This window comes from Streptomyces sp. NPDC031111 (genome assembly GCF_055570675.1).
On sequence record NZ_JBVIGS010000017.1, the window covers coordinates 167,533 to 193,931 of the forward strand.

Annotated in this window: 25 protein-coding genes; 5 read left to right on the forward strand and 20 right to left on the reverse strand. The window is 72.1% G+C overall.

From position 1 onward, the window contains the following. From ACZ470_RS30280 to ACZ470_RS30300, 5 genes are all read right to left on the reverse strand, one after another. Entirely contained in the window at nucleotides 1-1,206 is a 1,206-nt protein-coding gene (locus tag ACZ470_RS30280; protein ID WP_468432317.1) for an acetylornithine transaminase, read from the reverse strand. Further along, the gene (argB, locus tag ACZ470_RS30285; protein ID WP_468432319.1) at nucleotides 1,203-2,105 is read right to left on the reverse strand and encodes an acetylglutamate kinase; all 903 of its coding nucleotides are present in this window, start codon (nucleotides 2,103-2,105) and stop codon (nucleotides 1,203-1,205) included. Before argB ends, ACZ470_RS30280 begins: the two co-directional genes overlap by 4 nt. Then, on the reverse strand, nucleotides 2,102-3,253 hold the full coding sequence (gene argJ, locus ACZ470_RS30290; RefSeq protein WP_468432321.1) for a bifunctional glutamate N-acetyltransferase/amino-acid acetyltransferase ArgJ: 1,152 nt from the start codon (nucleotides 3,251-3,253) through the stop codon (nucleotides 2,102-2,104). Before argJ ends, argB begins: the two co-directional genes overlap by 4 nt. After that, nucleotides 3,250-4,278: an N-acetyl-gamma-glutamyl-phosphate reductase gene (argC, locus tag ACZ470_RS30295; protein ID WP_468432322.1), complete on the reverse strand. Its 1,029-nt coding sequence runs from the start codon at nucleotides 4,276-4,278 to the stop codon at nucleotides 3,250-3,252. Before argC ends, argJ begins: the two co-directional genes overlap by 4 nt. A 123-nt stretch (nucleotides 4,279-4,401) precedes the next feature. Next, nucleotides 4,402-6,891 (reverse strand): alpha-L-arabinofuranosidase C-terminal domain-containing protein, encoded by a 2,490-nt coding sequence (locus ACZ470_RS30300; RefSeq protein ID WP_468432323.1) that lies wholly within the window; start codon nucleotides 6,889-6,891, stop codon nucleotides 4,402-4,404. Nucleotides 6,892-7,043: 152 nt separating this feature from the next. Between ACZ470_RS30300 and ACZ470_RS30305 the strand changes: the two genes are divergently transcribed. Continuing rightward, nucleotides 7,044-7,484, forward strand: a complete 441-nt coding sequence (locus tag ACZ470_RS30305) for a DUF6314 family protein (protein WP_468432383.1) — start codon at nucleotides 7,044-7,046, stop codon at nucleotides 7,482-7,484. Here ACZ470_RS30305 and ACZ470_RS30310 read toward each other — a convergent pair. The 3 genes from ACZ470_RS30310 to ACZ470_RS30320 form a co-directional block, all read right to left on the reverse strand. Further along, entirely contained in the window at nucleotides 7,466-8,059 is a 594-nt protein-coding gene (locus ACZ470_RS30310; RefSeq protein ID WP_468432324.1) for a histidine phosphatase family protein, read from the reverse strand. The two genes, ACZ470_RS30305 and ACZ470_RS30310, sit on opposite strands and share 19 nt — an antisense overlap. Nucleotides 8,060-8,188: 129 nt before the next feature. Further along, nucleotides 8,189-8,626 carry a GNAT family N-acetyltransferase gene (locus ACZ470_RS30315; protein ID WP_468432326.1) on the reverse strand — a complete coding sequence of 146 codons (438 nt, stop codon included), beginning with the start codon at nucleotides 8,624-8,626 and terminating at the stop codon, nucleotides 8,189-8,191. 40 nt (nucleotides 8,627-8,666) lie between these two features. Further along, on the reverse strand, nucleotides 8,667-10,103 hold the full coding sequence (locus ACZ470_RS30320) for an aminotransferase-like domain-containing protein (protein WP_468432328.1): 1,437 nt from the start codon (nucleotides 10,101-10,103) through the stop codon (nucleotides 8,667-8,669). Here ACZ470_RS30320 and ACZ470_RS30325 point away from each other — a divergent pair. Both ACZ470_RS30325 and ACZ470_RS30330 read left to right on the forward strand, forming a co-directional pair. After that, on the forward strand, nucleotides 10,102-11,019 hold the full coding sequence (locus ACZ470_RS30325; RefSeq protein WP_468432329.1) for a DMT family transporter: 918 nt from the start codon (nucleotides 10,102-10,104) through the stop codon (nucleotides 11,017-11,019). The two genes, ACZ470_RS30320 and ACZ470_RS30325, sit on opposite strands and share 2 nt — an antisense overlap. Nucleotides 11,020-11,031: 12 nt before the next feature. After that, the gene (locus ACZ470_RS30330; protein ID WP_468432331.1) at nucleotides 11,032-11,226 is read left to right on the forward strand and encodes a DUF1918 domain-containing protein; all 195 of its coding nucleotides are present in this window, start codon (nucleotides 11,032-11,034) and stop codon (nucleotides 11,224-11,226) included. Between the two features lie 7 nt (nucleotides 11,227-11,233). On the opposite strand, the gene ACZ470_RS30335 is transcribed toward ACZ470_RS30330, so the two are convergent. Further along, on the reverse strand, nucleotides 11,234-12,490 hold the full coding sequence (locus ACZ470_RS30335; protein WP_468432333.1) for a glycoside hydrolase family 10-like protein: 1,257 nt from the start codon (nucleotides 12,488-12,490) through the stop codon (nucleotides 11,234-11,236). Between the two features lie 167 nt (nucleotides 12,491-12,657). Between ACZ470_RS30335 and ACZ470_RS30340 the strand changes: the two genes are divergently transcribed. Next, complete coding sequence (locus ACZ470_RS30340; RefSeq protein WP_468432335.1) at nucleotides 12,658-13,518, forward strand: 3-hydroxybutyryl-CoA dehydrogenase; 861 nt, start codon at nucleotides 12,658-12,660, stop codon at nucleotides 13,516-13,518. Between the two features lie 50 nt (nucleotides 13,519-13,568). Here ACZ470_RS30340 and ACZ470_RS30345 read toward each other — a convergent pair whose 3' ends face one another. From ACZ470_RS30345 to infC, 10 genes are all read right to left on the reverse strand, one after another. After that, nucleotides 13,569-14,114 (reverse strand): NUDIX hydrolase, encoded by a 546-nt coding sequence (locus tag ACZ470_RS30345; RefSeq protein WP_468432337.1) that lies wholly within the window; start codon nucleotides 14,112-14,114, stop codon nucleotides 13,569-13,571. 144 nt (nucleotides 14,115-14,258) lie between these two features. Next, the gene (locus ACZ470_RS30350) at nucleotides 14,259-15,599 is read right to left on the reverse strand and encodes a transcriptional regulator (protein ID WP_468432338.1); all 1,341 of its coding nucleotides are present in this window, start codon (nucleotides 15,597-15,599) and stop codon (nucleotides 14,259-14,261) included. Nucleotides 15,600-15,851: 252 nt separating this feature from the next. Further along, nucleotides 15,852-16,964: a PP2C family protein-serine/threonine phosphatase gene (locus tag ACZ470_RS30355; RefSeq protein ID WP_468432340.1), complete on the reverse strand. Its 1,113-nt coding sequence runs from the start codon at nucleotides 16,962-16,964 to the stop codon at nucleotides 15,852-15,854. Between the two features lie 330 nt (nucleotides 16,965-17,294). Beyond that, a complete protein-coding gene (gene pheT / locus ACZ470_RS30360; protein WP_468432341.1) occupies nucleotides 17,295-19,817 on the reverse strand; it encodes a phenylalanine--tRNA ligase subunit beta in 2,523 nt (840 codons plus the stop codon). Continuing rightward, the gene (pheS, locus tag ACZ470_RS30365; protein WP_468432343.1) at nucleotides 19,817-20,938 is read right to left on the reverse strand and encodes a phenylalanine--tRNA ligase subunit alpha; all 1,122 of its coding nucleotides are present in this window, start codon (nucleotides 20,936-20,938) and stop codon (nucleotides 19,817-19,819) included. Before pheS ends, pheT begins: the two co-directional genes overlap by 1 nt. A 146-nt stretch (nucleotides 20,939-21,084) precedes the next feature. After that, complete coding sequence (locus ACZ470_RS30370) at nucleotides 21,085-22,221, reverse strand: sensor histidine kinase (protein ID WP_468432344.1); 1,137 nt, start codon at nucleotides 22,219-22,221, stop codon at nucleotides 21,085-21,087. Nucleotides 22,222-22,312: 91 nt separating this feature from the next. Next, a complete protein-coding gene (locus ACZ470_RS30375; protein ID WP_468432346.1) occupies nucleotides 22,313-23,161 on the reverse strand; it encodes a TrmH family RNA methyltransferase in 849 nt (282 codons plus the stop codon). Between the two features lie 213 nt (nucleotides 23,162-23,374). Then, entirely contained in the window at nucleotides 23,375-23,758 is a 384-nt protein-coding gene (gene rplT, locus ACZ470_RS30380) for a 50S ribosomal protein L20 (RefSeq protein ID WP_004933571.1), read from the reverse strand. A gap of 95 nt (nucleotides 23,759-23,853) precedes the next feature. Then, nucleotides 23,854-24,048 (reverse strand): 50S ribosomal protein L35, encoded by a 195-nt coding sequence (rpmI, locus tag ACZ470_RS30385; RefSeq protein ID WP_004933563.1) that lies wholly within the window; start codon nucleotides 24,046-24,048, stop codon nucleotides 23,854-23,856. A gap of 108 nt (nucleotides 24,049-24,156) precedes the next feature. Further along, complete coding sequence (gene infC / locus ACZ470_RS30390; RefSeq protein WP_468432385.1) at nucleotides 24,157-24,801, reverse strand: translation initiation factor IF-3; 645 nt, start codon at nucleotides 24,799-24,801, stop codon at nucleotides 24,157-24,159. A gap of 396 nt (nucleotides 24,802-25,197) precedes the next feature. On the opposite strand from infC, the gene ACZ470_RS30395 reads away from it, so the two are divergent. Then, entirely contained in the window at nucleotides 25,198-25,575 is a 378-nt protein-coding gene (locus ACZ470_RS30395; protein WP_468432347.1) for a DUF1844 domain-containing protein, read from the forward strand. Between the two features lie 16 nt (nucleotides 25,576-25,591). On the opposite strand, the gene ACZ470_RS30400 is transcribed toward ACZ470_RS30395, so the two are convergent. Further along, the gene (locus tag ACZ470_RS30400; protein ID WP_468432348.1) at nucleotides 25,592-26,326 is read right to left on the reverse strand and encodes an SseB family protein; all 735 of its coding nucleotides are present in this window, start codon (nucleotides 26,324-26,326) and stop codon (nucleotides 25,592-25,594) included. Nucleotides 26,327-26,399: the final 73 nt, after the last annotated feature.

Consider the following 26,399-nt stretch of genomic DNA (forward strand, 5'->3'; position numbering starts at 1 on the left):
TCATTCTCCGGATCGTCCTTCCCCACCCGCGCCGCCGGCCTCGTCCAGGATGCCGGGCAGCGCCCCGAGGAAGGCGTCCACCGCGTCGTCCCCGAGGGTCAGCGGCGGCATGAGCCGTACGACATCGGGGGCGGGCGCGTTCACGAGGAATCCGGCGTCCTGAGCCGCCTGTTGCACCTGGGGTGCGAGCGGCTCGGTGAGCACGATACCCAGGAGGAGGCCCGCGCCCCGGACACGGTCGATCAAGGCGTGGCCGGAGGCCTCGATTCCGTCGCGGAGTTTCTCGCCCTGCCGCTTGACGTTCTCCAGCAGCCCGTCGTCGGCGATGGTGTCGAGGACGGCGAGTCCGGCGGCGCAGGCGACCGGGTTGCCGCCGAAGGTCGTACCGTGCTGGCCGGGCCGCAGCAGCTCGGCGGCGCGCCCGAAGGCGACGGTGGCGCCGAGCGGCAGCCCGCCGCCGAGCCCCTTGGCCAGGGTGACGACGTCCGGCAGCACGCCTTCGTGGGCCTGGTACTCGAACCAGTTCCCGGTCCGTCCGACGCCGGTCTGCACCTCGTCCAGCACCAGCAGCGCGCCCGTGGCCGCGGTGATCGCGCGGGCCGCCTTCAGATACCCGGGCGGGGGCACCACGACCCCGTTCTCGCCCTGGATCGGCTCGATGATCACCAGCGCGGTGTCCTCGGTGACGGCGGCGGCCAGCGCCTGCGCGTCGCCGTACGGGACGTGGGTGACGTCCCCGGGCAGCGGCTCGAAGGGCGCCCGCTTGGCGGGCTGGCCGGTGAGCGCGAGGGCGCCCATGGTGCGGCCGTGGAAGCCGCCCTCGGTGGCGACCATATGGGTCCGCCCGGTCAGCCGGCCGATCTTGAACGCGGCCTCGTTGGCCTCGGCTCCCGAGTTGCAGAAGTAGACCTTGCCGTCGCGGCCGAAGAGCTGGAGGAGCCGTTCGGCGAGCGCGACGGGCGGCTCGGCGACGAACAGGTTGGAGATGTGGCCGAGGGAGGCGATCTGCCGGCTGACGGCCTCGACGACCGCCGGGTGGGCGTGGCCGAGCGCGTTGACCGCGATGCCGCCCACGAAGTCGGCGTACTCCTTGCCGTCGGCGTCCCACACCCGCGCGCCCTCGCCGCGTACGAGCGGCAGCCGCGGGGTGCCGTAGTTGTTCATGAGCGCGCCCTGCCACCGCGTGGTCAGTTCCTCGTTGCTCACGACTCCCCCTGTTCGTCGGGCACGACCATCGTGCCGATGCCCTCGTCCGTGAAGATCTCCAGCAGGATCGAGTGCTGGACCCGGCCGTCGATGACACGGGCGGTGGTCACGCCGTTGCGCACGGCGTGCAGACAGCCCTCCATCTTCGGCACCATGCCGGAGGACAGCTCCGGCAGGAGTTTCTCGAGCTGGGACGCGGTGAGGCGGCTGATCACCTCGTCGCTGTTCGGCCAGTCCTCGTAGAGGCCCTCGACGTCCGTGAGGACCATGAGGGTCTCGGCGCCCAGGGCCGCAGCGAGTGCCGCAGCCGCCGTATCAGCATTGACGTTGTAGACATGGTGGTCGTCCTGGCTGCGGGCGATGGACGAGACGACCGGGATGCGGCCGTCGGCGAGCAGGGCCTCGATCGCGCCCGTGTCGATCTCGGTGATCTCGCCCACCCGCCCGATGTCGACCGACTCGCCGTCGATCTCGGGCCGGTGCTTGGTGGCGGTGAGGGTGTGCGCGTCCTCGCCGGTGAGGCCGACGGCGAGCGGTCCGTGCCGGTTGAGCAGCCCGACCAGCTCCCGCTGCACCTGTCCGGCGAGCACCATGCGGACGACGTCCATGGCGTCCTCGGTGGTGACGCGCAGGCCGGCCTTGAACTCGCTGACGATGCCGTGCCGGTCGAGGGCGGCGCTGATCTGCGGGCCGCCGCCGTGCACGACGACCGGTTTGAGGCCGGCGTGCCGCAGGAAGACGACGTCCTGGGCGAAGGCGGCCTTCAGGTCCTCGTCGACCATGGCGTTCCCGCCGAACTTGATGACGACGGTCCTGCCGTGGTGCCGGGTCAGCCAGGGCAGCGCCTCGATGAGGATCTGTGCCTTGGGCAGCGCGGTGTGCTTACGGGTGGCGGTCATGAGGAATAGGCGCTGTTCTCGTGGACGTAGTCGGCGGTGAGATCGTTGGTCCAGATGGTGGCGGTGGCGTCGCCGGCGGCGAGGTCGGCGACGATGTGCACCTCGCGGTAGCGCATGTCGACCTTGTCGCGGTCCTCGCCGACGCCGCCGTTCTTGCACACCCAGACGCCGTTGATGGCGACGTTCAGCTCGTCGGGCTCGAAGGCGGCCTTGGTGGTGCCGATCGCGGAGAGGACGCGGCCCCAGTTGGGGTCCTCGCCGTGGATGGCGCACTTGAGGAGGTTGTTGCGGGCGATGGAGCGGCCCACCTCGACGGCGTCGTCCTCGGTCGCGGCGTTGATCACCTCGACCTTGATGTCCTTGCTGGCGCCCTCGGCGTCACGGATGAGCTGCTGACCGAGGTCGTCGCAGACGGTCCGGACGGCCTCGGCGAACTCCGCGTACCCGGGGGTGGCCCCGGAGGCTCCGGAGGCGAGCAGCAGCACGGTGTCGTTGGTGGACATGCAGCCGTCGGAGTCGACGCGGTCGAAGGTGACCCGGGTCGCGTCGCGCAGGGCCCGGTCGAGCACGTCGGACTCCAGGTCGGCGTCGGTGGTGAGGACGACGAGCATGGTGGCGAGGCCGGGGGCGAGCATGCCGGCGCCCTTGGCCATGCCGCCCACGGTCCAGCCGTCCTGTGTCACGACGGACGTCTTGTGCACGGTGTCGGTGGTCTTGATGGCGATGGCGGCCTTCTCGCCGCCGTGCTCGGACAGCTGGGCCGCGGCGCTCTCGACGCCGGGGAGCAGCTTGTCCATGGGGAGCAGGACGCCGATGAGCCCCGTCGAGCAGACGGCGATCCCGCCCGCGCCGGTGCCGAGCACCTCGGCGGCCTTCTCGGCGGTGGCGTGGGTGTCCTGGAAGCCCTTCGGTCCGGTGCAGGCGTTGGCGCCGCCGGAGTTGAGGACGACGGCGGACAGTTGCCCGCTCTTGAGGACCTGCTCGGACCAGAGGACGGGGGCGGCCTTGACGCGGTTGGAGGTGAAGACGCCGGCGGCGGCGCGGCGGGGGCCGGTGTTGACCACGAGGGCCAGGTCGGGGTTGCCGTTCTCCTTGATCCCGGCGGCGATGCCCGCCGCCGTGAATCCCTTTGCTGCCGTCACACTCACGGCGCAACTCCGATCGTCGTCAGCCCCGTGGTCTCGTCGAGACCCAGGGCGATGTTCATGCTCTGGACGGCACCGCCCGCGGTGCCCTTGGTCAGGTTGTCGATGGCGCTGATCGCGATGATCCGCCCCGCGGCCCCGTCGTACGCGACCTGCACCGCCACGGCGTTGGAGCCGTACACGGAGGCGGTCGTGGGCCACTGTCCCTCGGGGAGGAGATGGACGAAGGGTTCGTCGGCGAGGGCCTTCTCGTAGGCGGCGCGCACGGACTCGGCCGTGACGCCGGGCTTTGCCTTCGCGGTGCAGGTGGCGAGGATGCCGCGGGGCATCGGCGCGAGGGTCGGAGTGAAGGAGACGGAGACCCGCTCGCCGGCCGCCGCGCTGAGGTTCTGGATCATCTCGGGGGTGTGCCGGTGTCCGCCGCCCACGCCGTAGGGCGACATGGAGCCCATGACCTCACTGCCGAGCAGGTGCGGCTTGAGCGCCTTGCCCGCGCCGGAGGTGCCGGACGCGGCGACGATCACCGCCTCCGGCTCGGCGAGCCCCGCCGCGTACGACGGGAAGAGGGCGAGGGAGACGGCGGTCGGGTAGCAACCGGGCACCGCGACGCGCTTGGACCCCTCCAGCGCGGCGCGGGCACCCGGCAGTTCGGGCAGGCCGTAGGGCCAGGTCCCGGCGTGCGGGGAGCCGTAGAAGGCCTCCCAGTCGGCGGCGTCCTTCAGCCGGAAGTCGGCGCCCATGTCGATCACGAGCACGTCCTCGCCGAGCTGCTCGGCGACGGCGGCGGACTGGCCGTGCGGCAGCGCCAGGAACACGACGTCGTGACCGGCGAGCACCTCGGCCGTGGTCGGTTCCAGTACGCGGTCGGCGAGCGGCAGCAGATGCGGCTGGAGCGCGCCCAGCCGCTGCCCGGCGTTGGAGTTGCCGGTCAGGGCGCCGATCTCGATCCCGGGGTGCGTCAGGAGCAGACGCAGCAGCTCACCGCCCGCGTACCCGCTCGCTCCGGCCACCGCCGCACGTACCGCCATGGAAAACCCTCCTCCTGGATGGCATGACTATACGTTTCGCTGCACGTTTATGCAATGCGAAGGAGGGAGGACGCGAAAGCGCGGGTCACCGTCCGCCCGACGGTGACCCGCGCCCGGGGGCCGCTACCCCTGCTTGATCCTCAGGAACGTCACCGAGTTCGCCGGGAAGGTGTAGGTGAACTCGCTCGCGACGCCCCGGACGGTGGACGTCACCGGGGTGACCGGGGTGTCCGTCTCCGTGTTGACCGCGTCCGCGTCGGCGGCCAGCGTGGTCACGCGGGCCCGGGAGGAGACCTTCGCGCCGCCGAGGTCGATCGCCGTGCGGGCCTCGGCCGGCTGGGCGTTGACGACCTTGACGATCAGGTCACCGGTGCCGGAGTCCCGGGTGACCACCTGGCGGAACGGCTCGGCCGGCTTGTCGTCGGTGAAGCTGCCCCACTCCTGGCCGTCCAGGTAGAGGGTCACCTGGCGGCCCCGCACCTTGATGTCGATGTCGTAGGCGCGGCCCGTCTCGATGGACCCGGCCTTGGAGATCAGCGTCGACTTGCCGCCGTCCACGGCCTGCTCGACGGCGGACTGGCTGTTGTTCCAGCCGCCGAGGTTCCACCAGTAGTAGTTGCCGGTGTCCTTGACGCCGAACGCGACGAGGAAGCCCTCGTTGCCGGACTTCTTGGTCGCCCTCACATGCAGGTCGTAGTCGTGCCAGGCCGGGTCACCGGCCGTGACCAGCGTGTTCTCGGCGGCCTGGTCGGTCTGGACGTACTGCCCGTCCTGGACGCTCCAGCTGCCGCCACCGCTGTGCGTCCACCGCGAGGCGTCACCGGAGAAGTCGTCGTCGAGCAGGGAGGTGCCGTCGGCGGAGGTCACCCTCACGTCGTCGTACGCCGCGCTCGTCGCCCACGTCGACAGGCCCACGGCCCCGGTGATCGGGCCGCTGACATCCGGTGTGGTGCTCGCCCTCGACGGGACGACCCGGTCGCCGACGTTGTTCATGAACAGCTTCTGGACCTCGTAGTTGGCCGAGCCCCAGGAGGCGTGGTTGTTGAACCAGACCATGTCCGGTGACCACTGGACGTAGTCCTCGTTGGCGAGCAGCGGCGCGTACGAGGCCAGCTTCACGATGTCGGCGTTGCGCTCCAGGCCGGTCATGAAGGCGGCTTCCGCGAGGCCGTTCTTCCAGGCGTTGCCCTGGGAGGCGTACTCGCCGAGGAAGACCGCGGGGCCGTTCCTGTCGTAGGAGTCGTAGCGGTCGTTGTTCTGGAGGAACCACTGCGGGCTGTTGTAGTAGTGCTCGTCGACCATGTCGACGTCGCCCTCGCGGTTGAGCTGCCAGGCGGTGTCGAAGGTCGTGCCGGAGTCGTCGGGGCCGGAGTTGGAGATCACGGTGATGTCCGGGTACTTCGCCTCGATGGCGGTCCGGAACCGCTCGAAGCGGGCGAAGAACTCGCGCGGCAGGTTCTCCTCGTTGCCGACGCCGATGTGGGTGAGGCCGAAGGGTTTCGGGTGGCCCATCCCGGCGCGGACCTTGCCCCAGGCGGAGTTCGCCGGGCCGTTGGCGAACTCGATCAGGTCGAGGGTGTCCTGGATGTGCCGCTTCAGCAGTGCCTCGTCGTCGGTGGCCCGGTTCTGGCCGCAGCCGGTGACGAGGGCGGGGACGACGGGCAGCGGCATCGCGCCGACGTCCTCGGCGAAGCGGAAGTACTCGTAGTAGCCGAGGCCGTAACTCTGGTTGTAGCCCCAGAAGTTGGCGTTGGTGGCGCGTTCCTCGACCGGACCTACGGTGTCCTTCCACTGGTAGGAGCGCTTGCGCTGCCAGCCGGACGCCTCGCTGTAGTCCTCCATGGAGCCGGTGTTGACCAGACAGCCGCCGGGGAAGCGGACGAAGCCGGGCTTCAGGGCGGCGATCTTCTCGGCGAGGTCCTTGCGCAGGCCGTTCGGCTGGTTCTTGTAGGTGTCGCGCGGGAACAGCGACACCATGTCGAGGGCCGCGGCACCGGAGGAGGCGACGGCGAGACGCCCGCGGCTGCTGGTGCGGGACGCGGTGAACGCGGCCCGGTACTTGGCCCAGTCGCCCTCGACGGCGACCCGGCGGGCGGTCGCGAGCTCGCCGGCGGCGTCCTTCAGCGTGACGGTGAGGGTGCTGCCGCTCTCCGCGCGGGCCCACACCGAGAAGTCGTACCGCTTGCCCTGCTCGACGCGGATGCCGGTGTTGTAGCCGGAGTTCGTGACCGAGGACCCGGCGCCCAGGGAGAGGTAGTTGCGGTTGCGCTCGTTGAGCCGGCCGGAGTCGTTCACCACCTCGGCGGTGCCGCCCACGGCCCAGGAGGTGAGGGGTGTGTACGAGCCGTTGTCGGCGGTGGAGTACTCGAAGGAGCGGTTCTGCACAAGCTCGGCGTACAGACCGCCGTCGGCGGCCCGGTTGATGTCCTCGAAGAAGACGCCGTACATCGTGTCGTCGATCTCCGCGCCCGTGGCCTTCGGGTCGACGGTGATCGTGTAGTCGGTGGTGTCCTCGGCGTGCGCGGGGGCGGGGACGAGGGCGGCGGCCGTCAGGAGCGCGGTTGCGGTGAGTCCGAGTCTGAGGCGGGAGCGGTGGCGTGCTGTGCGTGACATGGATACTCAGCGGCTCTCTCTAGGAGTGGGGTGACTCTAGGAGTGTTCGACATATCGACCATTGGTCAGCACTTCGAACGGCAAGATAGGGAGGAGGCAGGAGCACGTCAATGGGTCGTGCGGCAACGGAGACCACGCGGGAGCGAGGCGGGATGGGCGAGTTCTGGCCAGTACCCGACGCACTGGGCTATCTGCGCGGCCGGTGGCGGGCGGCACGGACCGTGCGGGACCTGAACGGCGGCGACCGGGGGCACTTCGAGGGAACGGTCGTTTTCGGTCCACTGGAGGGCGGCGGTCTGCTCCAGCACGAGTCCGGCCGTTTCACCTGGCGGGGCGTCACCCGGCCCGCCGAGCGGACCCTGCGCTTCCTGCCCGGCCCGGACGGCACGGCGGACGTACGGTTCGCGGACGGCCGCCCGTTCCACGACCTGGACCTCACCGAGGGCCGGTACGTCGCCGACCACCCCTGCTCGGCGGACCTCTACCGGGGCGAGTTCACCGTCCGGGACGCGGACCACTGGCGGACGGTCTGGCGGGTGCGCGGTCCCGCCAAGGACCTGGAGCTCACCACCGACTACGCGCGGGTGGGCTGAGCGGACACCCCTTCGAGACGCAGGTTCCAGCGGCCCGCGCGGCCGGTCACACCGATTGCCGACAGCGGGCGGACGTCGATGTTCCAGTACGTGGCGGGTGGCGCCTTGAGCACGTACACCAGGGCCGCCCGGATCACGGACGGCTCCGCCACGGCCACCACCCGGCAGTCGTCCTCGACCGGCCGGGTGTCGAGCCAGCCGCCGACCCGGCCGATGAAGTCCAGCAGCGACTCCCCGCCGTGCGGCGTGGACCGCGGGTCGGCGAGCCACGCGTCCACGGCCCCCGGCTCCCGGGCCATCGCCTCGCCCAGGGTCAGCCCCCGCCACCGGCCCATGTCACAGTCGCGCAGGGCGAGCTGCACCAGCGGCGCGTATCCGAGACCCTCTCCGGTGGCACGGCTGCGCGGGGCCGGGGAACAGTAACGCAGATCGGCCGCGGCGAGCGGCAGCAGCTCGTGCGCGGCCCGTTGCACCTCGCTCCAGCCGGCCTGGTCCAGCGGCCGGACGTCCTCGAAACGTTCGGCGAGCACCGAGGAGCTCCCCGCGGCGGCGACGAACGTGACCCGAAGTGCCATGCGGCGATCGTGAGACGCGGAGGTGCCCCGGTCAAGAGGTGTCACGGAGGCGTCACTCAAGGTGCATCCTGGTTTACTGGCTGGTAAGGACGCGCCGGACAAGTACCCCGAAACGCCCGCCGGGCCCGGTCACTCCGGCATGAGTGCCATCCACTGGTCGGGGCGCTCCAGCGGCCGGAACCCGAGCTTGGCGTAGACGCCGTGCGCGTCGTGCGTGGCCAGCATGATCCGCTTCACCCCGTGGGGCAGCAGTTCCTCCCGTACGGCCGCCACCAGCGCCGTGCCGACGCCCTTGCCGCGCACGGACGGATCCACGTACACGTCGCAGAGCCAGGCGAAGGTCGCCCGGTCGGTGACGACCCGGGCGTACGCCACCTGCTCCCCCGAGACCGTGTCGTGGACGCCGAAGTTGAGCGACCCCTCGATCGCCCGGTCCTGCTTCTCACGGGGGCGGCCCAGCGCCCAGTAGGCGTCGGTGGACAGCCACCGGTGCACGCGCGCGGCGTCGATCCTGGCGGGGTCGGTGGAGATCTCGTAGCCCTCGGGCAGGCGCGGGGTGTCCGTCATGGCGGGATGTTCGCAGGCCGGGCGCGGTGGCGTCGAACCCTTATCCCAGGACCTCGTCGCAGGCGGTGCGCAGCCGGCGCACCCCCTCCGTGATCTCACCGGTGCCGGCCACCGCCGCGAAGCTGAGCCGGAGATGGCCGGCCGGGGGTTCGGCGCTGAAGTAGGGGCGGCCGGGGGTGACGGCGACGCCCGCGCGCAGGGCGGCGGCGGTCAGGGCCGGCTCCGCCGCGCCCTCGGGCAGCCGCAGCCACAGGTGGTAGCCGCCGGACGGGATGTGCGGCAGGGAGAGTTCGGGGAGGTGGAGGCGGAGCGCGGTCGTCATCGCGTCCCGGCGGGCTCGCAGCGCGGCCGAGACCGCGCGCAGATGACGCGGCCAGGCGGGCGAGCCGACGAGTTCCAGCGTGGCCTCCTGGAGGGGCCGGGGCACGAAGAAGGTGTCGACGATCTGGATGGCCCGCAGCCGCTCCAGCACCGGGCCGTGCGCGGCGAGGGCGCTCACCCGGAAGCTGGGCGAGGTGGCCTTGGTCAGCGAGCAGACGTGCACCACCACCCCGTCGGGGTCGTCGGCGGCGAGCGGGCGCGGCAGCGGGCCCGCGTCCTCGTGCACCAGCCGCCGCACGAAGTCGTCCTCGATCACGAAGGCGCCCGCCTCGCGGGCGATGCGCAGCACCTCGCCGCGCCGCTCGGGCGCGAGCACGGCGCCGGTGGGGTTCTGGAACAGCGGCTGGCAGACGAGGACCCGGGCGCCGGTCGCCCGGAACGCGTCCGCGAGCAGCGCGGGCCGGACACCGTCCGCGTCCACGGGGACGGGCACCGGGCGCAGTCCGGCCGCGCGGGCGATGGCCAGCATGCCCGGGTAGGTGGGCGACTCGACGAGGACGGGGGCGCCCGGCGGGGCGAGCGCGCGCAGGGCGGTGGTCAGCGCGGACTGGCCGCCCGAGGTGACCAGCACGCCCGCCGCCGTGACCGGCCCTCCGATGCTGCGCGCGAACCACTCGCGCAGCTCCGGCAGCCCCTCCATGGGCGGCCGTCCCCAGGCGCCCGGTCTGCGTCCGGCCCGGGAGAGCGCCGCCGCCATGGCCCGCTCCGGTTGCAGGGAGGGGTGCAGATAGCCGCCGTTGAACTCGATCACCCCGGGCGGCGGCGCGGCCAGCGAGACCAGTACCCCGGAGGCGTCCACCGAGCGCGGTACGAGCTCGGCGGCGCCGTCGGCGCTGAGCGCGACCTCCTGCCAGGAGGTGTCCCCGGCGGGCGCGGTCGCCTCCCGGGGGTGGGCGCGGAAGGCGCCGGCGCCGGGCCGGGTGACGACCAGGCCCTCGGCGGCGAGCTGCGCCAGGGCCCGGGAGACGGTCACCGGGCTCACCCGGAACCGCTCCACCAGAGCTCTGCTCGACGGGAGCTTTCCACCGGTAGAGTAGCGGTCCAGCTCCCTTCGCAGCTGCTCCGCCAGTTCACCCACACTGCTACGCTCTTGCATGAGAGCACAGAGTAGCGCTACTGCCGCACCGCCGATAGCAGTCACCGTCCCCGGGGAGCACCGCGGCCTCGGCACCGTGCAGGCCGCCCTCGGCGTCGTCGCCTTCTCCCTCACGTTCCCGGCCACCGCCTGGGGCCTCGAAGGCTTCGGGCCCTGGTCCCTGGTGGCCGTGCGCAGTGTGCTCGCGGCCGTCATCGCCGGCGGCTGTCTGCTCGCCCTGCGCGTGCCGCCGCCGGACCGGCGGCACTGGCCGGGCATCGCGGTGGTCGGCGCCGGAGTCGTCTTCGGCTTCCCGATGCTGACCACCCTGGCGCTCCAGACCTCCACCACCGCGCACGCGGCCGTCGTGGTGGGCCTGCTCCCGTTGACGACGGCGCTGCTGTCCGCCCTGCGCGTCGGCTCCCGCCCCTCGCGCGTCTTCTGGGCGGCGGCCCTCGCGGGGGCCGCCGCCGTGCTGGCGTTCACCGTGCAGCAGAGCGGCGGCGCGCTGACCACGGCCGACCTGTATCTCTTCGCGGCGCTCCTGGTGTGCGCGGCCGGCTACACCGAGGGCGGCAGGCTGGCCCGGGTGATGCCGGGCTGGCAGGTGATCGGCTGGGCGCTGATCCTGTGCCTGCCGCTCGCGCTGCCCGTCGCCGCCGTCGCGCTGAGCGTCGAGCCGGTGCGGCTGACCGCGCACAGCGTGACCGGGCTGCTGTGGGTGGCGGCGGGTTCGCAGTTCCTCGGGCTGATCGTCTGGTACCGGGGCATGGCGGCCATCGGGATTCCCAAGGCCAGCCAGTTGCAGCTGGCACAGCCTCTGCTCACACTGGTGTGGTCGGTGCTGCTGCTGAACGAGCACCTGACGGTGGCCGCCCCGCTGACGGCCGCGGCGGTGCTCGTCTGCATCGCCGTCACGCAGCGGGCGCGCGGTTGAGAGGAGGCCCCGATGCGCGCAACCGAAGGCGACCAGCTTGTCCAGCACGGCAGGGTGGTCGGCCAGCACGACAAGGTCGGCGAAATCGTCGAAGTGATGGGCCAGGAAGGAAACCCGCCCTACCGCGTCCGCTTCGAGGACGGACACGAGGGCGTGTGCTCACCCGGCCCCGACACCGAGATCCGGCACAAGACCCCACAGCACTAGCTCCCGATCAGCGCGGAGGCCGCGCCGCCTGCCGGTAGTGGTCGGTGGTCACGCGTGCCATCGCGCCGATCGGATCGGCCGCCACCTCGCGGGCGGCGAAGAAGACGTGCCCGCGCACCTCCGGATGCCGCGCGGCCAGCGTGAGGTGGCGGGAGAGTTCGGCCGGATCCTGCCAGGCCGCGGGCTGCGCGGGGTCACCCGCCTTGTACAGCGCCTCCCCCGCGTACAGCCGCGTCCCCGAGCCCCGGACGACCTCGGCCCACCAGGGGAGCAGCTTCGCGTAGTCGGCGGCGCCGAAGCCGATGTTCCAGTAGAGCTGCGGGCAGATGTAGTCGATCCAGTTCTCCCGGGCCCACTTGCGGGTGTCCGCGTACAGGTCGTCGTAGGTCTGCACGCCCGCACGGGTGTCGGAGCCCCGCTCGTCCACCTCGGCGTTGCGCCACACCCCGAAGGGACTGATGCCGAAGCGGGTGCCGGGCCGGATCTCCCTGATCGAGGCGGCCGTCTCGCGCACCAGCCGGTCGACGTTGTCCCGCCGCCAGGCCGCCCGGGCCGGGAAGGCGCCGCCATGGGTGTCGTAGGCCCGCTCGTCGTCGAAGGTCTGGCCGGCCACGGGGTACGGATAGAAGTAGTCGTCGAAGTGGACCGCGTCGACGGGGTAGCGGCGCACCGCGTCGAGCATCGCCTCCCGGACGAAGGCACGGACCTCGGGCAGCCCGGGGTTGTAGTAGAGCCTGCCGCCGTACGGGACGACCCAGGCGGGGTTGCGGCGGGCCGGGTGGGAGGCGACGAGCCGGGCCGGGTCGGCGTGCATCGCCACGCGGTACGGGTTGAACCAGGCGTGCAGCTCCAGACCGCGGGCGTGGGCCTCCGTGACGGCCGTGCCGAGGGGATCCCAGCCGGGATGCGCGCCCTGGGTGCCGGTGAGGTACTGCGACCACGGCTCGTACGGCGAGGGCCAGAGCGCGTCCGCCGTGGGCCGCACCTGGAAGACGACCGTGTTGAGCCGGGCGCGGACGGCCGCGTCGAGGTGGGCGACGAGTTCGGCGCGCTGCCGCGCGGCGCTCAGCCCCGGCCTGGAGGGCCAGTCCCGGTTGGTGACGGTGGCCACCCACATGCCGCGCATCTCACCGGTCGCCGCCCCGCCCCGCCCCGGACCGCCGGACGCCCCCGGAGCGTCCCTCGGCGCGGCCGACGCCCTCGGCACCACCGCCAGCGCCGCCAGCGCCGCCGTCGCGAACACCCTGCGTGACACCCGCCCCATCGCGCCCCCTGGAACACCGTCGAACCACCTGGTCAGGTACCGTCTCCCGGCCAGGATGCCCCACCCCCGCGATCGATCATCGATACTTCGGAGTAACGTGCACGAACGGAGCAGGCGCCGGGACCCGGCACCCTGCCACAGCCGTAAGCAGTAGCGAAAGGGACGATGTGACCGACATCGAACGCGTCGGAGTGGTGGGCTGCGGTCAGATGGGCGCGGGGATCGCCGAGGTGTGCGCCCGGGCCGGACTGGACGTCAAGGTCGCCGAGACCACCGGCGAAGCCCTGGAGATCGGCCGGACCCGGCTGTTCAACTCCCTGTCGAAGGCGGCCGAGCGCGGCAAGATCAGCGAGGAGGAGCTGGCGGCCACGCAGGCCCGGCTGAGCTTCACCACGGATCTCGGCGAATTCGCCGACCGCGATCTGGTGATCGAGGCCGTGGTCGAGAACGAGCAGGTCAAGACGGAGATCTTCCAGGTCCTCGACCAGGTGGTGACCCGGCCGGACGCGATCCTGGCCTCCAACACCTCCTCCATCCCGCTGGTGAAGCTGGCGGTCGCCACCTCGCGGCCCGACCACGTCATCGGCATCCACTTCTTCAACCCGGCCCCGGTGCAGAAGCTGATCGAGCTGATCCCGGCGCTCACCACCTCCGAGGGCACCCTGAGCCGGGCCCAGGTCTTCACCGAGAAGGTGCTCGGCAAGCACGCGATCCACGCCCAGGACCGCTCCGGCTTCGTGGTCAACGCGCTGCTGATCCCGTATCTGCTCTCCGCCATCCGGATGTTCGAGTCGGGCATCGCCAGCCGCGAGGACATCGACAACGGCATGGAGATGGGCTGCGCCCACCCGATGGGCCCGCTGAAGCTGTCCGACCTGATCGGCCTGGACACGGTGGCCTCGGTGGCGTACTCGATGTACGAGGAGTACAAGGAGCCGCTGTACGCCGCTCCCCCGCTGCTCCAGCGCATGGTCGACGCGGGCCGGCTGGGCCGCAAGAGCGGTTCCGGCTTCTACACGTACGGCTGATCGACGCCCCGAAGCGCCCGGCACCCCTCGGGGTGCCGGGCGCTTCGGTGTCAGGGCCTGCCGTCCTGGCCGAGCCTGAGGTGGTGCAGCAGGAGTAAGGCCGCCGCCATGTTGGCGGCCGGGACCTCACCCGCGGCGACCAGGTCCGGGACCACCTTCAGGGGCACCCACTCCCGGCGGTCCGACTCGAAGTCGTCCACGGGATGTCCGACGTATTCGCCCTCGTCGGACCAGTAGACGTGGTGCCGGGCGTCGGTGAGGCCGTTGGACGGCTCCACGCTCATCAGGTGGTGCAGGGGACCCGGCCGCCAGCCGGTCTCCTCCTCCAGTTCCCGGGCGGCGGCCCGGACGACGTCCTCGCCGTCCTCGACGACGCCGGCCGCGAGTTCCCACCCCCAGCTGTCGGTGATGAAGCGGTGGCGCCACAGCAGGAGGACCTCGTTCGCCTCGTTCACCACCGTGGCCACGGCGACGGGCCGCAGCCGTATGAGGAAGTGGTCGAGATGCCGGCCGTCCGGCAGCTCGACATCCGCGAGATTGACGCTGAACCAGCGGTTTGAGTACACAGTTCGTTCGTTCTGTTTCGTCCACTGCACGGTTCTGCCACCTTCCGACGGGGTAAGGGGCAATATCGCAGCAGCAGCGATGCGGCAGCAGGCGCACGGGAGGCCGCCCGCGACGCAGCGGCGGGCGCGGTGGAGGCGCGCCCGGGCGACGAATGTCCCCGGACTGCGCCCGTGCTACAGCGGTACGCGCAGTGCCCCGTCGATGAGCTCGGCCGCCTCGGCCGTGCCCGCGCAGCCGCTGCGGACGAGGTGCTCGCGCACCGCGCGCAGTCTGTCGCGCAGCCGCTGCGACTCCATTCCCCGGGCCTGCTCGGCCATCTGCACCGCGATGGCCACCGCGTTGTCGGCGTTGCCCTGACGCAGTTCGATGGTGCTCAGGATGGCCAGCCGGTGCACCCGGCCGCGGTCGTGCGCGGGGTTGTCCACGGCCGCCGCCGCGTGCTCGCCGGCCGCCGCCAGGTCGCCGAGGCTGAGCAGCGCCTCCGCCACCTGGACGTTGACCAGACCGGGCTGGACATAGCCGGTCTCGTCGGGTTCGTGTCCGCGCCGGATGCGCTCGGCGGCCCGCTCGGCCCGGCGGATGCAGGACAGCGCGCCGGTGCCGTCGCCGAGGTGTGCGTACGCCTTGGCCTGCATCGCGTACAGATCGGAGGCGAGGGCCGGGGTGATGTGGGTGCCCGCGGCGCGCAGCGCGGCCTCCGCGAAGGCGACGGCCTGCCGGTACTCCCGCATGAACAGCGACTGGTTGACCAGCAGCGCGATCACATAGGCGCCGAGCCCCCGGTCCCCACTGGCCTTCGCCAGCCGCAGCGCCTGGTGGAAGTAGCGCTGGGCGAGGCCGTGCGCGTCGGAGTCGTACGCGCAGATGCCGGCGATCGCCACCAGGCCGCCGGTGGCCCGGTGGAGTTGGCGGCCGGTGGCGTCGGTATAGCTGCCGCGCAGCAGCGGGGCGGCCTCGGCGTTGAGGAAGCCGACGATCCGGGCGCGGGTCGCGACGCCGCCCGCCTTGCGGTACAGCTGCTCGTAGTGGGTGCGGGCGGCGCGCAGCATCTCGAGGTCGCCCGGGGTGACCCGGTGCCGGCCGCCCCGGGAGACGTCCACGTCCTCGGGCGGGTTCTCCCACTCCCACACGGGCATCACGGCGGGCGTTCCGGTGACCGCGGGCGCGCCGACTATGTGCGGACGCCGCTGCTGGTCGGAGCGCCACAGCGCGGTGGCCCGCTCGACGAACCCGGAGAGCGAGCCGGTGTGCGGGGCGGCCGGCTCACCGGGCACGCCGAGGCCGATGTCGTCGAGGGTGACCTGGCGGTGCAGCCGGGCGGCGAGCACCTCGCAGATCAGATCGGGCACCTGGCCCCGGGGCCGCTGTCCCTTCAGCCACCGCGCCACGGCGGTGTGTTCGTAGCGGAGCGACAGACCGCGCGCCCGGCCGGCCTGGTTGACGTGCGCGGCCAGGCCCGCGTGCGAGATCCCGGCCTCGTCCAGGATCGCGTCGAGCAGAGTGTTGGGCTGCATTCCAGGCCCCCCGTTGGCTCGGTGGCGGACAGAGTAGTTGCTGCGCGTTCACACGGGGTGTGAACGGAGTGCCCGCATCCGCAGTGTGCGCGCACTGTCGCGGAGCGTGTCCAGCTAGTTGACTGAACTGCCTCGAAAGAGGCCGGCCGGGCCGTCGGCTCCCCCTCGTACAGTGCGGCGGCCCGTTCCACGCCGTCCGCCCTGCTGCCTGCCCGACACTCCGTGGCGGGACGGACGGCGTGGCGTCGCCGGTCACGCGGGCGACTGGAGCCGGCCCGTCGGGTGCGGGTGCTGGTGCGCGGCGGCCGGCAGTACCGCCTTCCGCGCCCCGGAATGGGTGTCTCCGGCGAACCGCTCGTTCCTGATGATCAGCAGGGCCACGTCGTCCTTCGGCGGTCCGGCGGTGTGCCGCAGCAGGGCCGTGAGGACCGTGCACAGCACGGCTCGGGGGGTGAGCGGGTGGGTGCGCGCTGCCTCGGTGAGGACGTCCCGCAGCGGGAAGAACCGGCCCTCGGCGTCCCGTGCCTCCTCGGCCCCGTCCGTGTGCAGGACGAGCGCGTCGCCGGGCAGCAGTCGTCCGCAGGGGACGGCGGGCAGGGCGGGCGGCAGCGGGAACGGGCCGAGCGGTGGCAGCGGATCCGCGTGGGCGAGGGGCTCGGCCCGCGCGCCGGTCAGCAGATACGGCCAGGGGTGCCCGCAGTTCAGGGCCCGCACTCCGCCGTCGGGAAGGATCTCCAGCAGCAGGACGGTGACGAACTCCTCGCCGATCGGGCCCTCCTGGGGGGCACCCGCCGGGTCGGTCCCGCTCTGGGCCCGCTCCCGCAGATGCCGGGCCATCGCCCGCTCCAGCCGGCGCAGCACGCCGGTCAGTTCGGCCTCCTCGTGGGCGGCGTCCCGGAAGCTGCCGAGGACGGCGGCGACGGTCCGTACGGCCCCGAGACCATGCCCGCGGACGTCGCCGATGACGGCCCGTACGCCGTGCTCGGTGGCGACCACCTCGTAGAGGTCGCCGCCGATCCGGGCCCCCGGGTCGGCGGACAGGTGGACCGCGGCGGCGGCCAGGCCGTCGATCCGCGGGGGCGGTGGCCGCAGCACGGCGCTCTGCGCGGCCTCGGCGATGCGGCGGGCCCGCCGCAGTTCGCGCAGCAGCCGGTGCCGGACGTGCATCACCAGGCCGGTGACGATCGCGCACATCACGGCGCTGCTGACGAGGCGCGCCCCGAGGGCGTCCTCGTGGGCGAGCGGGCAGGTCAGCCGGTAGGCGACCGCGGTGGCGCCCAGCGCGGTGGGTACCGCGAGGGTCGGCACCCGGGACAGGAACCGGGGTGGCACCCTGCGGGGAGCCCCAGGCTTGAAGCGGATCATGCCGATGGCCCCCCATATAGGCCCGGACAGCGCAGACCGGCCTCGAGAGGCCGGTCCGATTCTGTCCACCGCATGACCCGATACGGACGTATCGCCCGGAATAGTCACCCGAACGAGTGAGGTGACCGGTGGGGTGAGGGGAACGGGGGGTGCGGGAGGCGCGATTCACGCCTCCCGCTTCCTCGGGGTCGGGGGTGCGGGCATGGGGTTTTCGCCCCCGCCGCCCCTTCCCGTCCCGTCCCCGGGGGCTGCGCCCCCGGACCCCCCTTCGGCCCTCCGGGCCTCGTCCTCAAACGCCGGACGGGCTGAATAGGGCCGGACGGGCTGGAATCAGCCCCTCAGGACCGCTCCGGTGCGGTCGCCCGCGAGGGCTACCGCCGCTTCGCGGGCCGCCGACGCCTCGTCGACGGTCAGCGTGCGGTCGGCCGCGCGGAAGCGCAGCGCGTACGCCAGGGACTTGCGGCCCTCGCCCAGCTGCTCGGCGTTCTCGTAGACGTCGAACAGGCGGATGGACTCGAGCAGTTCGCCGGCGCCCTCACGCAGCGCCGCCTCGACGTCCGACGCCGGGACGAACGCGTCGACGACGAGCGCGACGTCCTGCGTGGCGACGGGGAAGGTGGAGATGCCCGGCGCCTGCGGGGTGTCGTCGCCGACCTGCTCCAGGGCGTCCAGGTCCAGCTCCATCGCGCAGCTGCGCGCGGGCAGGCCCAGGGTCTTCAGGACGCGCGGGTGCAGCTCGCCGGCGTGGCCGATGATCCGGTCCTCGCCGTCGACCGCGATGGTCAGCTCGGCACAGCGGCCCGGGTGCCACGGCCCGTACTGGCCCTTGCGGATGCCCAGTTCGGCGCCGGCCTCGCGGGCGACGGTCCGGGCGGCCTCGATCGCGTCGGCCCAGTCGCCGGAACGGCCCTTGCCCCACCAGCCGGACTGCTCGCGGGCGCCGGCCAGCACGACGGCGACGTGCCGCGGCTGGTCGGGCAGCGCGGCGTTCAGCGCGGCGATGTCGTCCTCGCTGGGGCGCCGGTCGACGGGCAGGTTCGCGGCGATGCGCTGCTCGTCGCGCGGCTGGAAGACCAGACCGGTCTCGAACAGCGCGAGGTCGTGCGAACCCCGGCCGTCGTTGCGGCGCAGCGCGCCGAGCAGGCCCGGCAGCAGCGAGGTCCGCAGCGCGGGCTCCTCGTCGCTGAGCGGGTTGACCAGCTTGACGACACGGCGGGCCGGGTCGTCGGCCTCCAGGCCGAGCTGGTCGAAGACCTGCTCGCTGACGAACGGGTAGTTCAGCGCCTCGACGTACCCGGCGCCGGCCAGGGCCCGGCCGATCCTGCGGTGCAGCCGCTGGCGGGCGGTCAGGCCGCGGCCCGCCGGGGGCTTGGGCAGCGTGGAGGGCAGGTTCTCGTAGCCCTCCAGCCGGATGACCTCCTCGGCCAGGTCGTTCGGGTCCGTGAGGTCGGGCCGCCAGGAGGGCACGGTGACGATCAGCTCGTCCTGCCCGTACACGTCGCAGCCGACCTCCTGGAGGCGGCGTACGACGGTCTCACGGCCGTACGTCACGCCCGCGACCTTGTCGGGGTGGTCGGCCGGGGTGGTGATGGTGTGCGGCGCGGCCGGGGCGATGACCTCGGTGACGCCGGCCTCGGCGGTGCCGCCCGCGAGCAGCACCAGCAGGTCGACGGTGCGCTGCGCGGCAGCGGCGGCGGCCTGCGGGTCGACGCCGCGCTCGAAGCGGCGGGAGGCCTCGGAGGACAGCTTGTGCCGGCGGGCGGTGCGCGCGATGGACACCTGGTCGAAGTGGGCGGCCTCGATGACCACGTCGGTCGTCGAGTTGCCCCCGTTCTCGGCGGCGTCGTGATCCGCGATCTCGGTGTTGGCGCCGCCCATGACACCGGCGAGGCCGATCGGGCCGCGGTCGTCGGTGATGACCAGGTCCTCGGCGTGCAGCTTCCGCTCGACGCCGTCGAGGGTGACGATCTTCTCGCCCTCCGCGGCGCGGCGCACACCGATGGTGCCCTGGACCAGGGAGCGGTCGTAGGCGTGCAGCGGCTGGCCGAGCTCCATCATCACGTAGTTGGTGACGTCGACGGCGAGCGAGATCGGGCGCATGCCGACCTTCTGCAACCGGCGCTTCAGCCAGATCGGGGAGCGCGCCTCGGGGCTGAGGCCGGTCACCGTGCGGGCGGTGAAGCGGTCGCAGCCGGCCGGGTCGGAGACCTTCACCGGGTAGCCGAAGGCGTTCGGTCCTGGCACGTCGAGCAGGGCCGGGTCGCGCAGCGGCAGGCCGTAGGCGATGGCGGTCTCGCGGGCGACGCCGCGGATGGACAGGCAGTCGCCGCGGTTGGCGGTGACGGCGATGTCCAGGACCTCGTCGACCAGTTCGAGCAGCTCGATGGCGTCCTTGCCGACCTCGGTCTCCGGCGGCAGCACGATGATGCCGTGGGTGCCGTCGTCGCCCATGCCCAGCTCGTCGCTGGAGCAGATCATGCCGTGGGACGTCTTGCCGTAGGTCTTGCGGGCGCTGATGGAGAAGCCGCCGGGGAGGGTGGCGCCGGGGAGGACCACGACGACCTTGTCGCCGACGGCGAAGTTGCGGGCGCCGCAGACGATCTCCTGCGGTTCACCGGTGCCGTTGGCCTGCCCGACGTCGACGGTGCAGAAGCGGATCGGCTTCTTGAAGCCCTCCAGCTCCTCGATGGTCAGCACCTGGCCGACGACGAGGGGGCCCTTGAGGTCGGCGCCGAGGTGCTCGACGGTCTCGACCTCGAGACCGGCCGAAATGAGCTTGGCCTGTACGTCACGGCCGGTCTCCGTCGCCGGCAGGTCGACGTACTCCCGCAGCCAAGAAAGCGGGATCCGCATCAGATCTCCATCCCGAACGGCCGGGTGAACCGGACGTCACCCTCGACCATGTCTCGCATGTCCTCGACGTTGTGGCGGAACATCAGCATCCGCTCGATGCCGAACCCGAAGGCGAAGCCGCTGTACTTCTCGGGGTCGACGCCGCAGGCGGTGAGCACCCGCGGGTTGACCATGCCGCAGCCGCCGAGCTCGATCCAGCCCTCGCTGGAGCAGGTGCGGCAGGGCCGGTCGGGGTTGCCGACGGACGCGCCCTTGCAGACGTAGCAGAGCATGTCCATCTCGGCGGACGGCTCGGTGAAGGGGAAGAAGTTCGGCCGCAGCCGGGTCTTCATCTCCGCGCCGAACAGCGACTGGACCATGTGGTCCAGGGTGCCCTTGAGGTCCGCCATGGTCAGGCCCTCGTCCACGGCGAGCAGCTCGACCTGGTGGAAGACGGGGGTGTGCGTGGCGTCCAGCTCGTCGGTGCGGTACACCCGGCCGGGGCAGATCACGTAGACCGGCAGCTCGCGGTCGAGCAGGGAGCGGATCTGCACGGGCGAGGTGTGGGTGCGCAGCACGACGCCTGACTCGGTGCCGCCGTCCGGGCCCTTCACGAAGAAGGTGTCCGCCTCGCCGCGGGCCGGGTGGTCCGGGCCGATGTTGAGGGCGTCGAAGTTGAACCACTCGGCCTCGACCTGGGGGCCCTCGGCGACCTCGTAGCCCATGGCCACGAAGATGTCCTCGATGCGCTCCGACAGCGTGGTGAGGGGGTGGCGGGCGCCGGCCGGGACACGGTCGTGGGGCAGCGTGACGTCCACGGCCTCCTCGACCAGCACACGGGCGTCCCGCTCGGCCTCGAGCTCGGCCTGGCGGGCGGCGAGTCCCTTGTTCACGGCACCGCGCGCCTGGCCCACCCGCTTGCCCGCGTCGGCCTTGGCGTGCGGGGGCAGGGCGCCGATCTCGCGGTTGGCGAGGGACAGCGGGGAGGTGGGTCCGGTGTGGGCGACCTTGGCCTCGTGGAGCGCGTCGAGGGAGTCCGCGGCGGCGAAGGCGGCGAGCGCCTCGTCCCGCATGCGCTCGATCTCTTCCGGTTTCAACGCCTCGACCTCGACAGGGTCGTACGACTTATTGGGTGCCGACATCTCTTCCCGTGCTTCCGATTGGCTGGCTGATGGTCCCCGTACCGCCTCGTGGACAGTGCGTCACGGTTTTTGGGACACAAAGGTGCCAAAGGCCGAGTCTAACGGGGTGAGGGAACGCGAATGCGCCCGTGGGGCTCCCGGACGTCTCAGGTGAGATACGCCGGTGCCGCCACGGGCAACGTAAATCGGAACTCGGCGCCGCCGCCGGGGGCGCGTCCGACCGTGATGGTGCCGCCGTGGGCTTCGACGATGCCCTTGACGATGTACAGCCCGAGGCCCGTCCCGCCGCGCTTGCTGCCCCGCCAGAAGCGGGTGAAGACGCGGTTCATGGACTCCTCCGGAATGCCGGGCCCCTCGTCGCTCACCGTGACCGACGTACCGGCGTCCTCCCGTTCGCGCGGGGACACCGAGGGCGTGATGTCAATCGTGACGGTTCCCTCGCCGTGCCGCACCGCATTTTCCAGCAGGTTGCTGAGCACCTGGTCGATCTTGTCGGGGTCGGCCCACAGGTCGGGCAGGGGGTGCTGCACCCGCAGCAGGAACCGGTCGGCCCGCTGACCGGCGGCGACGTGGGCCTGGATGTGCCGTCCGACGGCGGCCCCGATGTCGACGGGCTGGCGGCGCACCTCCAGGCGCCCGGAGTCGATGCGGGATATGTCGAGCAGCTCGGCGATCAGCCGGGTGACCCGGTCGGCGTCGGCGTCGACGGTCTCCAGCATCAGCCGTTTCTGGTCGTCGGTGAACCGCTCCCACTTGGCGAGCAGGGTGGCGGTGAAGCCCTTGACGGAGGTGAGCGGGGAACGCAGCTCGTGGGCGACGGTGGCGATCAGTTCGGCGTGGCTGCGCTCGGTGCGGCGGCGGGCCTCGGTGTCGCGCAGGGTGACGACGACGCGGTGGACGGGCCCGGTGGGTTCGGTGCGGACGTAGCGGGCGGAGACGAGGACTTCCCGGCCGCCGGGGAGGAGGAGGTTGCGCTCGGGCTGGCGGACGCGGATCGCGAGGCCGCCGTAGGGGTCGGTGAGCTGCCACCAGCGGCGGCCCTCCAGGTCCTCTAACGGCAGCGCGGTCTCCAGCCGCTGTCCGAGGGCCTGCTCGGCGGGGACGGCCGTGATGCGGGCGGCGGCCGCGTTGAAGCAGATCACCCGCCCGTGCTCGTCGGCGACGACGAGTCCGTCGGGCAGCTGGTCGGGGTCGATGCCGAGGTCGGCGAGATCACCGGGCCGGGGCGCGGGCGGGCGCGCCGTCCGCTGTGCTCCCGGTGCGCTGCTCGTGCCGACGCTCATCCCCGTACCCCACCTCTCGGAACGTCCTCGGGGCGCCCCGCGCTCGCGCCCTGCCGAGAGCCGGGGGAGGGTCCCCGAGCTGGTCACCCTACTAGTTCCCGGTGACGGAGCGGCACCCTCCGGCGGCGCGCTGTGCACGTGCCGACGCGTAGAGACATACGGCGGCGGCGGTGGCGAGGTTCAGGCTCTCGGCCTTTCCGTGGATCGGGACGCGGACGACGGCGTCGGCGAGGGCACGGGTCTCCTCGGGCAGTCCCCAGGCCTCATTGCCGAAGACCCAGGCGGTGGGCCCGCCCATGGTGCCCTTGTCGAGCTCGTCGTCGAGGTCCCTGTCCCCGGCGCCGTCCGCGGCCAGCAGGCGTACGCCCGCGTCCCGCAGCCCGGCGACGGCCCGCTCCACGGGGACGCCGACGGCGACGGGCAGATGGAACAGGGAGCCGACGGAGGCGCGTACGGCCTTGGGGTTGTACAGGTCGACGGAGGCGTCGGTGAGGACGACGGCCTCGGCCCCGGCGGCGTCGGCGCACCGCAGCACGGTGCCGGCGTTCCCGGGGTCGCGTACGTGGGCGAGGACGGCGACGAGCCGGGGCCGGGCGGCGAGGATCTCCTCGAACGGCGTGTCGAGGAACCGGCACACCCCGACGAGTCCCTGCGGGGTGACGGTGGTGGAGATGTCGGCGATGACGTCGTCGGAGGCGAGGTGGATCCGCGCGCCGGCGTCCCGGGCCGCGCCGATGATGTCGGCGTACCGCTCGGCGGCCTCCGGCGTGGCGAACAGCTCGACGAGCGTGTCCCCGTGGGCGGCGGCCTCCCGCACGGCCTGCGGCCCCTCCGCGAGGAACAGCCGCTCCTTCCCCCGGAAGTTCCGCTTGCCGAGCCGCCGGGCGGCGGCGACACGGGAGGAACGGGGGGAGATCAGCTCGGGGCTGACGGGGGGCATCTTCTTCACCTTCGGGAGATCTCTCAACACGCGGCACGTGCACCCCCTCAGGGGCGCGGGGCCGTATCTATGTGCGGCTCCGCGGCGCGGGCGCGACCAACCACAACGGCCGCGCAGCCGAACGACGGCCCGCGAACCGCAAACAACAGGACCCGCAAGCTTTCAAGCCTGCGGGTCCTGGAAACTCACGTCGACTTCAAGCCAACGCAGTGATCACGCCGCCTTCGGCGCGTTCACGTCCGCCGGCAGCGCCTTCTGCGCGACCTCGACGAGCGCGGCGAACGCGGTCGCGTCGTTGACGGCCAGCTCCGCCAGGATCTTGCGGTCGACCTCGACGTTCGCGGCCTTCAGACCCTGGATGAAGCGGTTGTACGTGATGCCGTTGGCGCGGGCAGCGGCGTTGATGCGCTGGATCCACAGCTGGCGGAAGTCACCCTTGCGCTTCTTGCGGTCGTTGTAGTTGTAGACCAGCGAGTGGGTGACCTGCTCCTTGGCCTTGCGGTACAGGCGCGAGCGCTGACCGCGGTAGCCGGAGGCCTGCTCGAGGATCGCCCGGCGCTTCTTGTGGGCGTTGACTGCCCGCTTGACGCGTGCCACTTGTTAACTCCTTGTAGCGGGGCCGTGGTTGTCCTCACACGGCCCGGAAACGATTGGGTCCCGGTGTCGGTGGATCAGGCGCTGGGCGCCCGGTCTCACTTGCCGAGAAGCTTCTTGATCTTCGCGGCGTCGCCCGGGGCCATCTCGGCGTTGCCGGTGAGGCGACGCGTCACGCGGGACGACTTGTGCTCGAGCAGGTGGCGCTTGCCGGCGCGCTCACGGAGCACCTTGCCGGAGCCGGTGACCTTGAAGCGCTTGCTGGCACCGCTGTGCGACTTGTTCTTCGGCATAGCGCCGTTCTCTCCTCGTCGGTGGCGCTCCGGTGCCCGGTCGTGAAACCGGGCACGGTGGAGCGTCGTACTTGTTTCGGTTGCTTCCTGGGGCCGGGGCCCCGGGAGTCACGCCTCGGCAGGTTCCTCGGCCGGCTGGGCGGCCTCGGCGTCCGCGGCGTTCTGCGAGCGGCCGGGGTTGGCCTTCGCCTCCGCCTTGCGGGCCTCCTGTGCCTGGCGAGCCTCGGCCATCGCCTCGGTCTTCTTCTTGTGCGGACCGAGGACCATGATCATGTTGCGGCCGTCCTGCTTCGGGTTCGACTCGACGAACCCGAGGTCCTGGACGTCCTCCGCGAGCCGCTGGAGCAGCCGGTAGCCGAGCTCCGGCCGGGACTGCTCGCGACCACGGAACATGATCGTGATCTTGACCTTGTCGCCCTGCTTGAGGAACCGGACGACGTGACCCTTCTTGGTGTCGTAGTCGTGCGGGTCGATCTTCGGCCGGAGCTTCATCTCCTTGATGACCGTGTGCGCCTGGTTCTTGCGCGCCTCACGGGCCTTCATGGCCGACTCGTACTTGAACTTCCCGTAGTCCATGAGCTTGCACACGGGCGGACGGGCGTTCGCCGCGACCTCCACGAGGTCGAGGTCGTACTCCTGAGCAAGCTCCAGTGCCTTGGCCAGCGGGACGATGCCCACCTGCTCGCCACTGGGACCGACAAGTCGCACCTCGGGAACGCGAATCCGGTCGTTGATGCGGGGCTCGGCGCTGATGGATCCTCCTCGGTAGCACCACGCGACGGTCTGGCGGACAGCCGCGTAACGTCTCTATTCGACAGACCTAACCGCGCCGAAGCAGAAAAAATGCCCCGGACGATCACAGGCGGGGCTCCTCGAACTACCGGAACACCGCCGCGGTGACCGCGGGGCGCAGCTTTCGGACGGATCGCCGCCTCGGGGACGGGACCGTCTGACCGGTGACCCGCCGCCCCGAGGGCGGCCAGGTGGGAGTTCGAAGCCTCCACTTGTGGGTCGGGCTCGCGAGCCGTGAGGCATACGGGTCCGACCGGTCGTTACACAAGGTTAGCAGCTCCGGGTGAGGTGCGCTAACCGGCCGTCTCCGGCCTCCTGCCGTCGAGGGGGTGCCGGGCTGCGCCTATCGTGTGGGTCATGAGTGACACCTCCCCCTCGGACACCCCCGAGACCCCCGGCAACCCCGACTTCGACGCCATGGCCCGCGACATCGCCGAGGTCCCGGCCGTCGAGGTGATCGTGACGGTCGCCGTCAACCTGATGAGCGCCGCCGCCGTGAAGCTCGGTCTGACCGAGGAGGGCGACAAGTTCAAGGACCTGGACGAGGCCCGCAAGCTGGTGCACGCGCTGGCCGGTCTGCTGGACGCCTCCGCGACCGAGATCAGCTCCTTCCACGCGGCGCCGCTGCGGGACGGACTGAAGTCGCTCCAGCTGGCGTTCCGTGAGGCCTCGGTGGTGCCGGACGAGCCGGGGCAGGGGCCGGGCGAGAAGTACACGGGTCCGATCTACGGCTAGGGCTTCGGCCAGGGCTTCACGGAGTACGGACGTACAGGGGCTCGCCGGGTGGCGTCGCCTCGGCCGGCAGGACTGCCAGGTCGAGGCCGCGCACCAGGCGGGCCCTCAGTGTTTCGTCGGCGGCCAGGCGCTGGGCGACGGCGCGGGCGGCCTCCGCGGTGGGGGCGGCGGGGTCGAGGACCAGGGCGAGGGTGCCGTCGGCCTGGCCCGGGCCGAGGTGGGCGCGCAGTACGGCGGGCTCCGCGGCCACTGCGGCGCGTACGGCTTCGACGACCGCGGGGTCGGTGAGCGGGTCGGTGCTCGTGCGGCCCTCGGCGAGGGCCAGCAGGGCGGGGCCGGTCAGCTCGAAGGGCACGGGGCCGGACATGTCCAGGATCAGCGTGTCCGCCTTCTCGTGGGCTGCGGCTTGCAGGGCCTGGTGCAGCGGCACGGCGACGGGGCGAGCCGACGGGTCCCAGCGGGCGAGGGAGTCGGTGGAGGTGAAGGCGGGGAGGGCGGTGCGGTTGCCCGCCTTGAGGGTGGGGACGGCCATGTCGCTGGTCTTCTCGCGGCGGAGCCCGTTCTCGTCCTCCTCGACCTCGCCGAGCAGGGCGACGACGGGGACGAGGAGGCGGGCGTCCTTGAGGGCCTCCAGGACGGGGGCGACGGCGTTGCCGTCCTCGGCCCAGGCGGCGAGCGCGGCACTCAGCCGGGGGTCGGCGGAGCCGTCGTCGTCGCGGAAGGGGGAGTCCGGGATGTTCTTGTTCGCCACGCAGCCGACCATAGCGGGCCACCCACGCCCCACTGGGCGCCGGGTGGGCCGGCGCCCGCGCGTCTGAGCGCCG

Excerpts from the sequence above, each read along its gene's own strand:
- ACZ470_RS30355 (WP_468432340.1), bottom strand. The coding sequence starts at position 16,964 with ATGATCCGCTTCAAGCCTGGGGCTCCCCGCAGGGTGCCACCCCGGTTC.
- ACZ470_RS30335 (WP_468432333.1), bottom strand. The coding sequence starts at position 12,490 with ATGGGGCGGGTGTCACGCAGGGTGTTCGCGACGGCGGCGCTGGCGGCG.
- argC (WP_468432322.1), bottom strand. The coding sequence starts at position 4,278 with ATGGCGGTACGTGCGGCGGTGGCCGGAGCGAGCGGGTACGCGGGCGGT.
- ACZ470_RS30370 (WP_468432344.1), bottom strand. The coding sequence starts at position 22,221 with ATGAGCGTCGGCACGAGCAGCGCACCGGGAGCACAGCGGACGGCGCGC.
- rpmI (WP_004933563.1), bottom strand. The coding sequence starts at position 24,048 with ATGCCGAAGAACAAGTCGCACAGCGGTGCCAGCAAGCGCTTCAAGGTC.
- ACZ470_RS30350 (WP_468432338.1), bottom strand. The coding sequence starts at position 15,599 with ATGCAGCCCAACACTCTGCTCGACGCGATCCTGGACGAGGCCGGGATC.
- ACZ470_RS30325 (WP_468432329.1), top strand. The coding sequence starts at position 10,102 with ATGAGAGCACAGAGTAGCGCTACTGCCGCACCGCCGATAGCAGTCACC.
- ACZ470_RS30310 (WP_468432324.1), bottom strand. The coding sequence starts at position 8,059 with ATGGCACTTCGGGTCACGTTCGTCGCCGCCGCGGGGAGCTCCTCGGTG.
- ACZ470_RS30305 (WP_468432383.1), top strand. The coding sequence starts at position 7,044 with ATGGGCGAGTTCTGGCCAGTACCCGACGCACTGGGCTATCTGCGCGGC.
- ACZ470_RS30300 (WP_468432323.1), bottom strand. The coding sequence starts at position 6,891 with ATGTCACGCACAGCACGCCACCGCTCCCGCCTCAGACTCGGACTCACC.
- ACZ470_RS30395 (WP_468432347.1), top strand. The coding sequence starts at position 25,198 with ATGAGTGACACCTCCCCCTCGGACACCCCCGAGACCCCCGGCAACCCC.
- pheT (WP_468432341.1), bottom strand. The coding sequence starts at position 19,817 with ATGCGGATCCCGCTTTCTTGGCTGCGGGAGTACGTCGACCTGCCGGCG.
- ACZ470_RS30330 (WP_468432331.1), top strand. The coding sequence starts at position 11,032 with ATGCGCGCAACCGAAGGCGACCAGCTTGTCCAGCACGGCAGGGTGGTC.
- argB (WP_468432319.1), bottom strand. The coding sequence starts at position 2,105 with ATGACCGCCACCCGTAAGCACACCGCGCTGCCCAAGGCACAGATCCTC.
- ACZ470_RS30375 (WP_468432346.1), bottom strand. The coding sequence starts at position 23,161 with ATGCCCCCCGTCAGCCCCGAGCTGATCTCCCCCCGTTCCTCCCGTGTC.
- ACZ470_RS30320 (WP_468432328.1), bottom strand. The coding sequence starts at position 10,103 with ATGCAAGAGCGTAGCAGTGTGGGTGAACTGGCGGAGCAGCTGCGAAGG.
- pheS (WP_468432343.1), bottom strand. The coding sequence starts at position 20,938 with ATGTCGGCACCCAATAAGTCGTACGACCCTGTCGAGGTCGAGGCGTTG.
- ACZ470_RS30315 (WP_468432326.1), bottom strand. The coding sequence starts at position 8,626 with ATGACGGACACCCCGCGCCTGCCCGAGGGCTACGAGATCTCCACCGAC.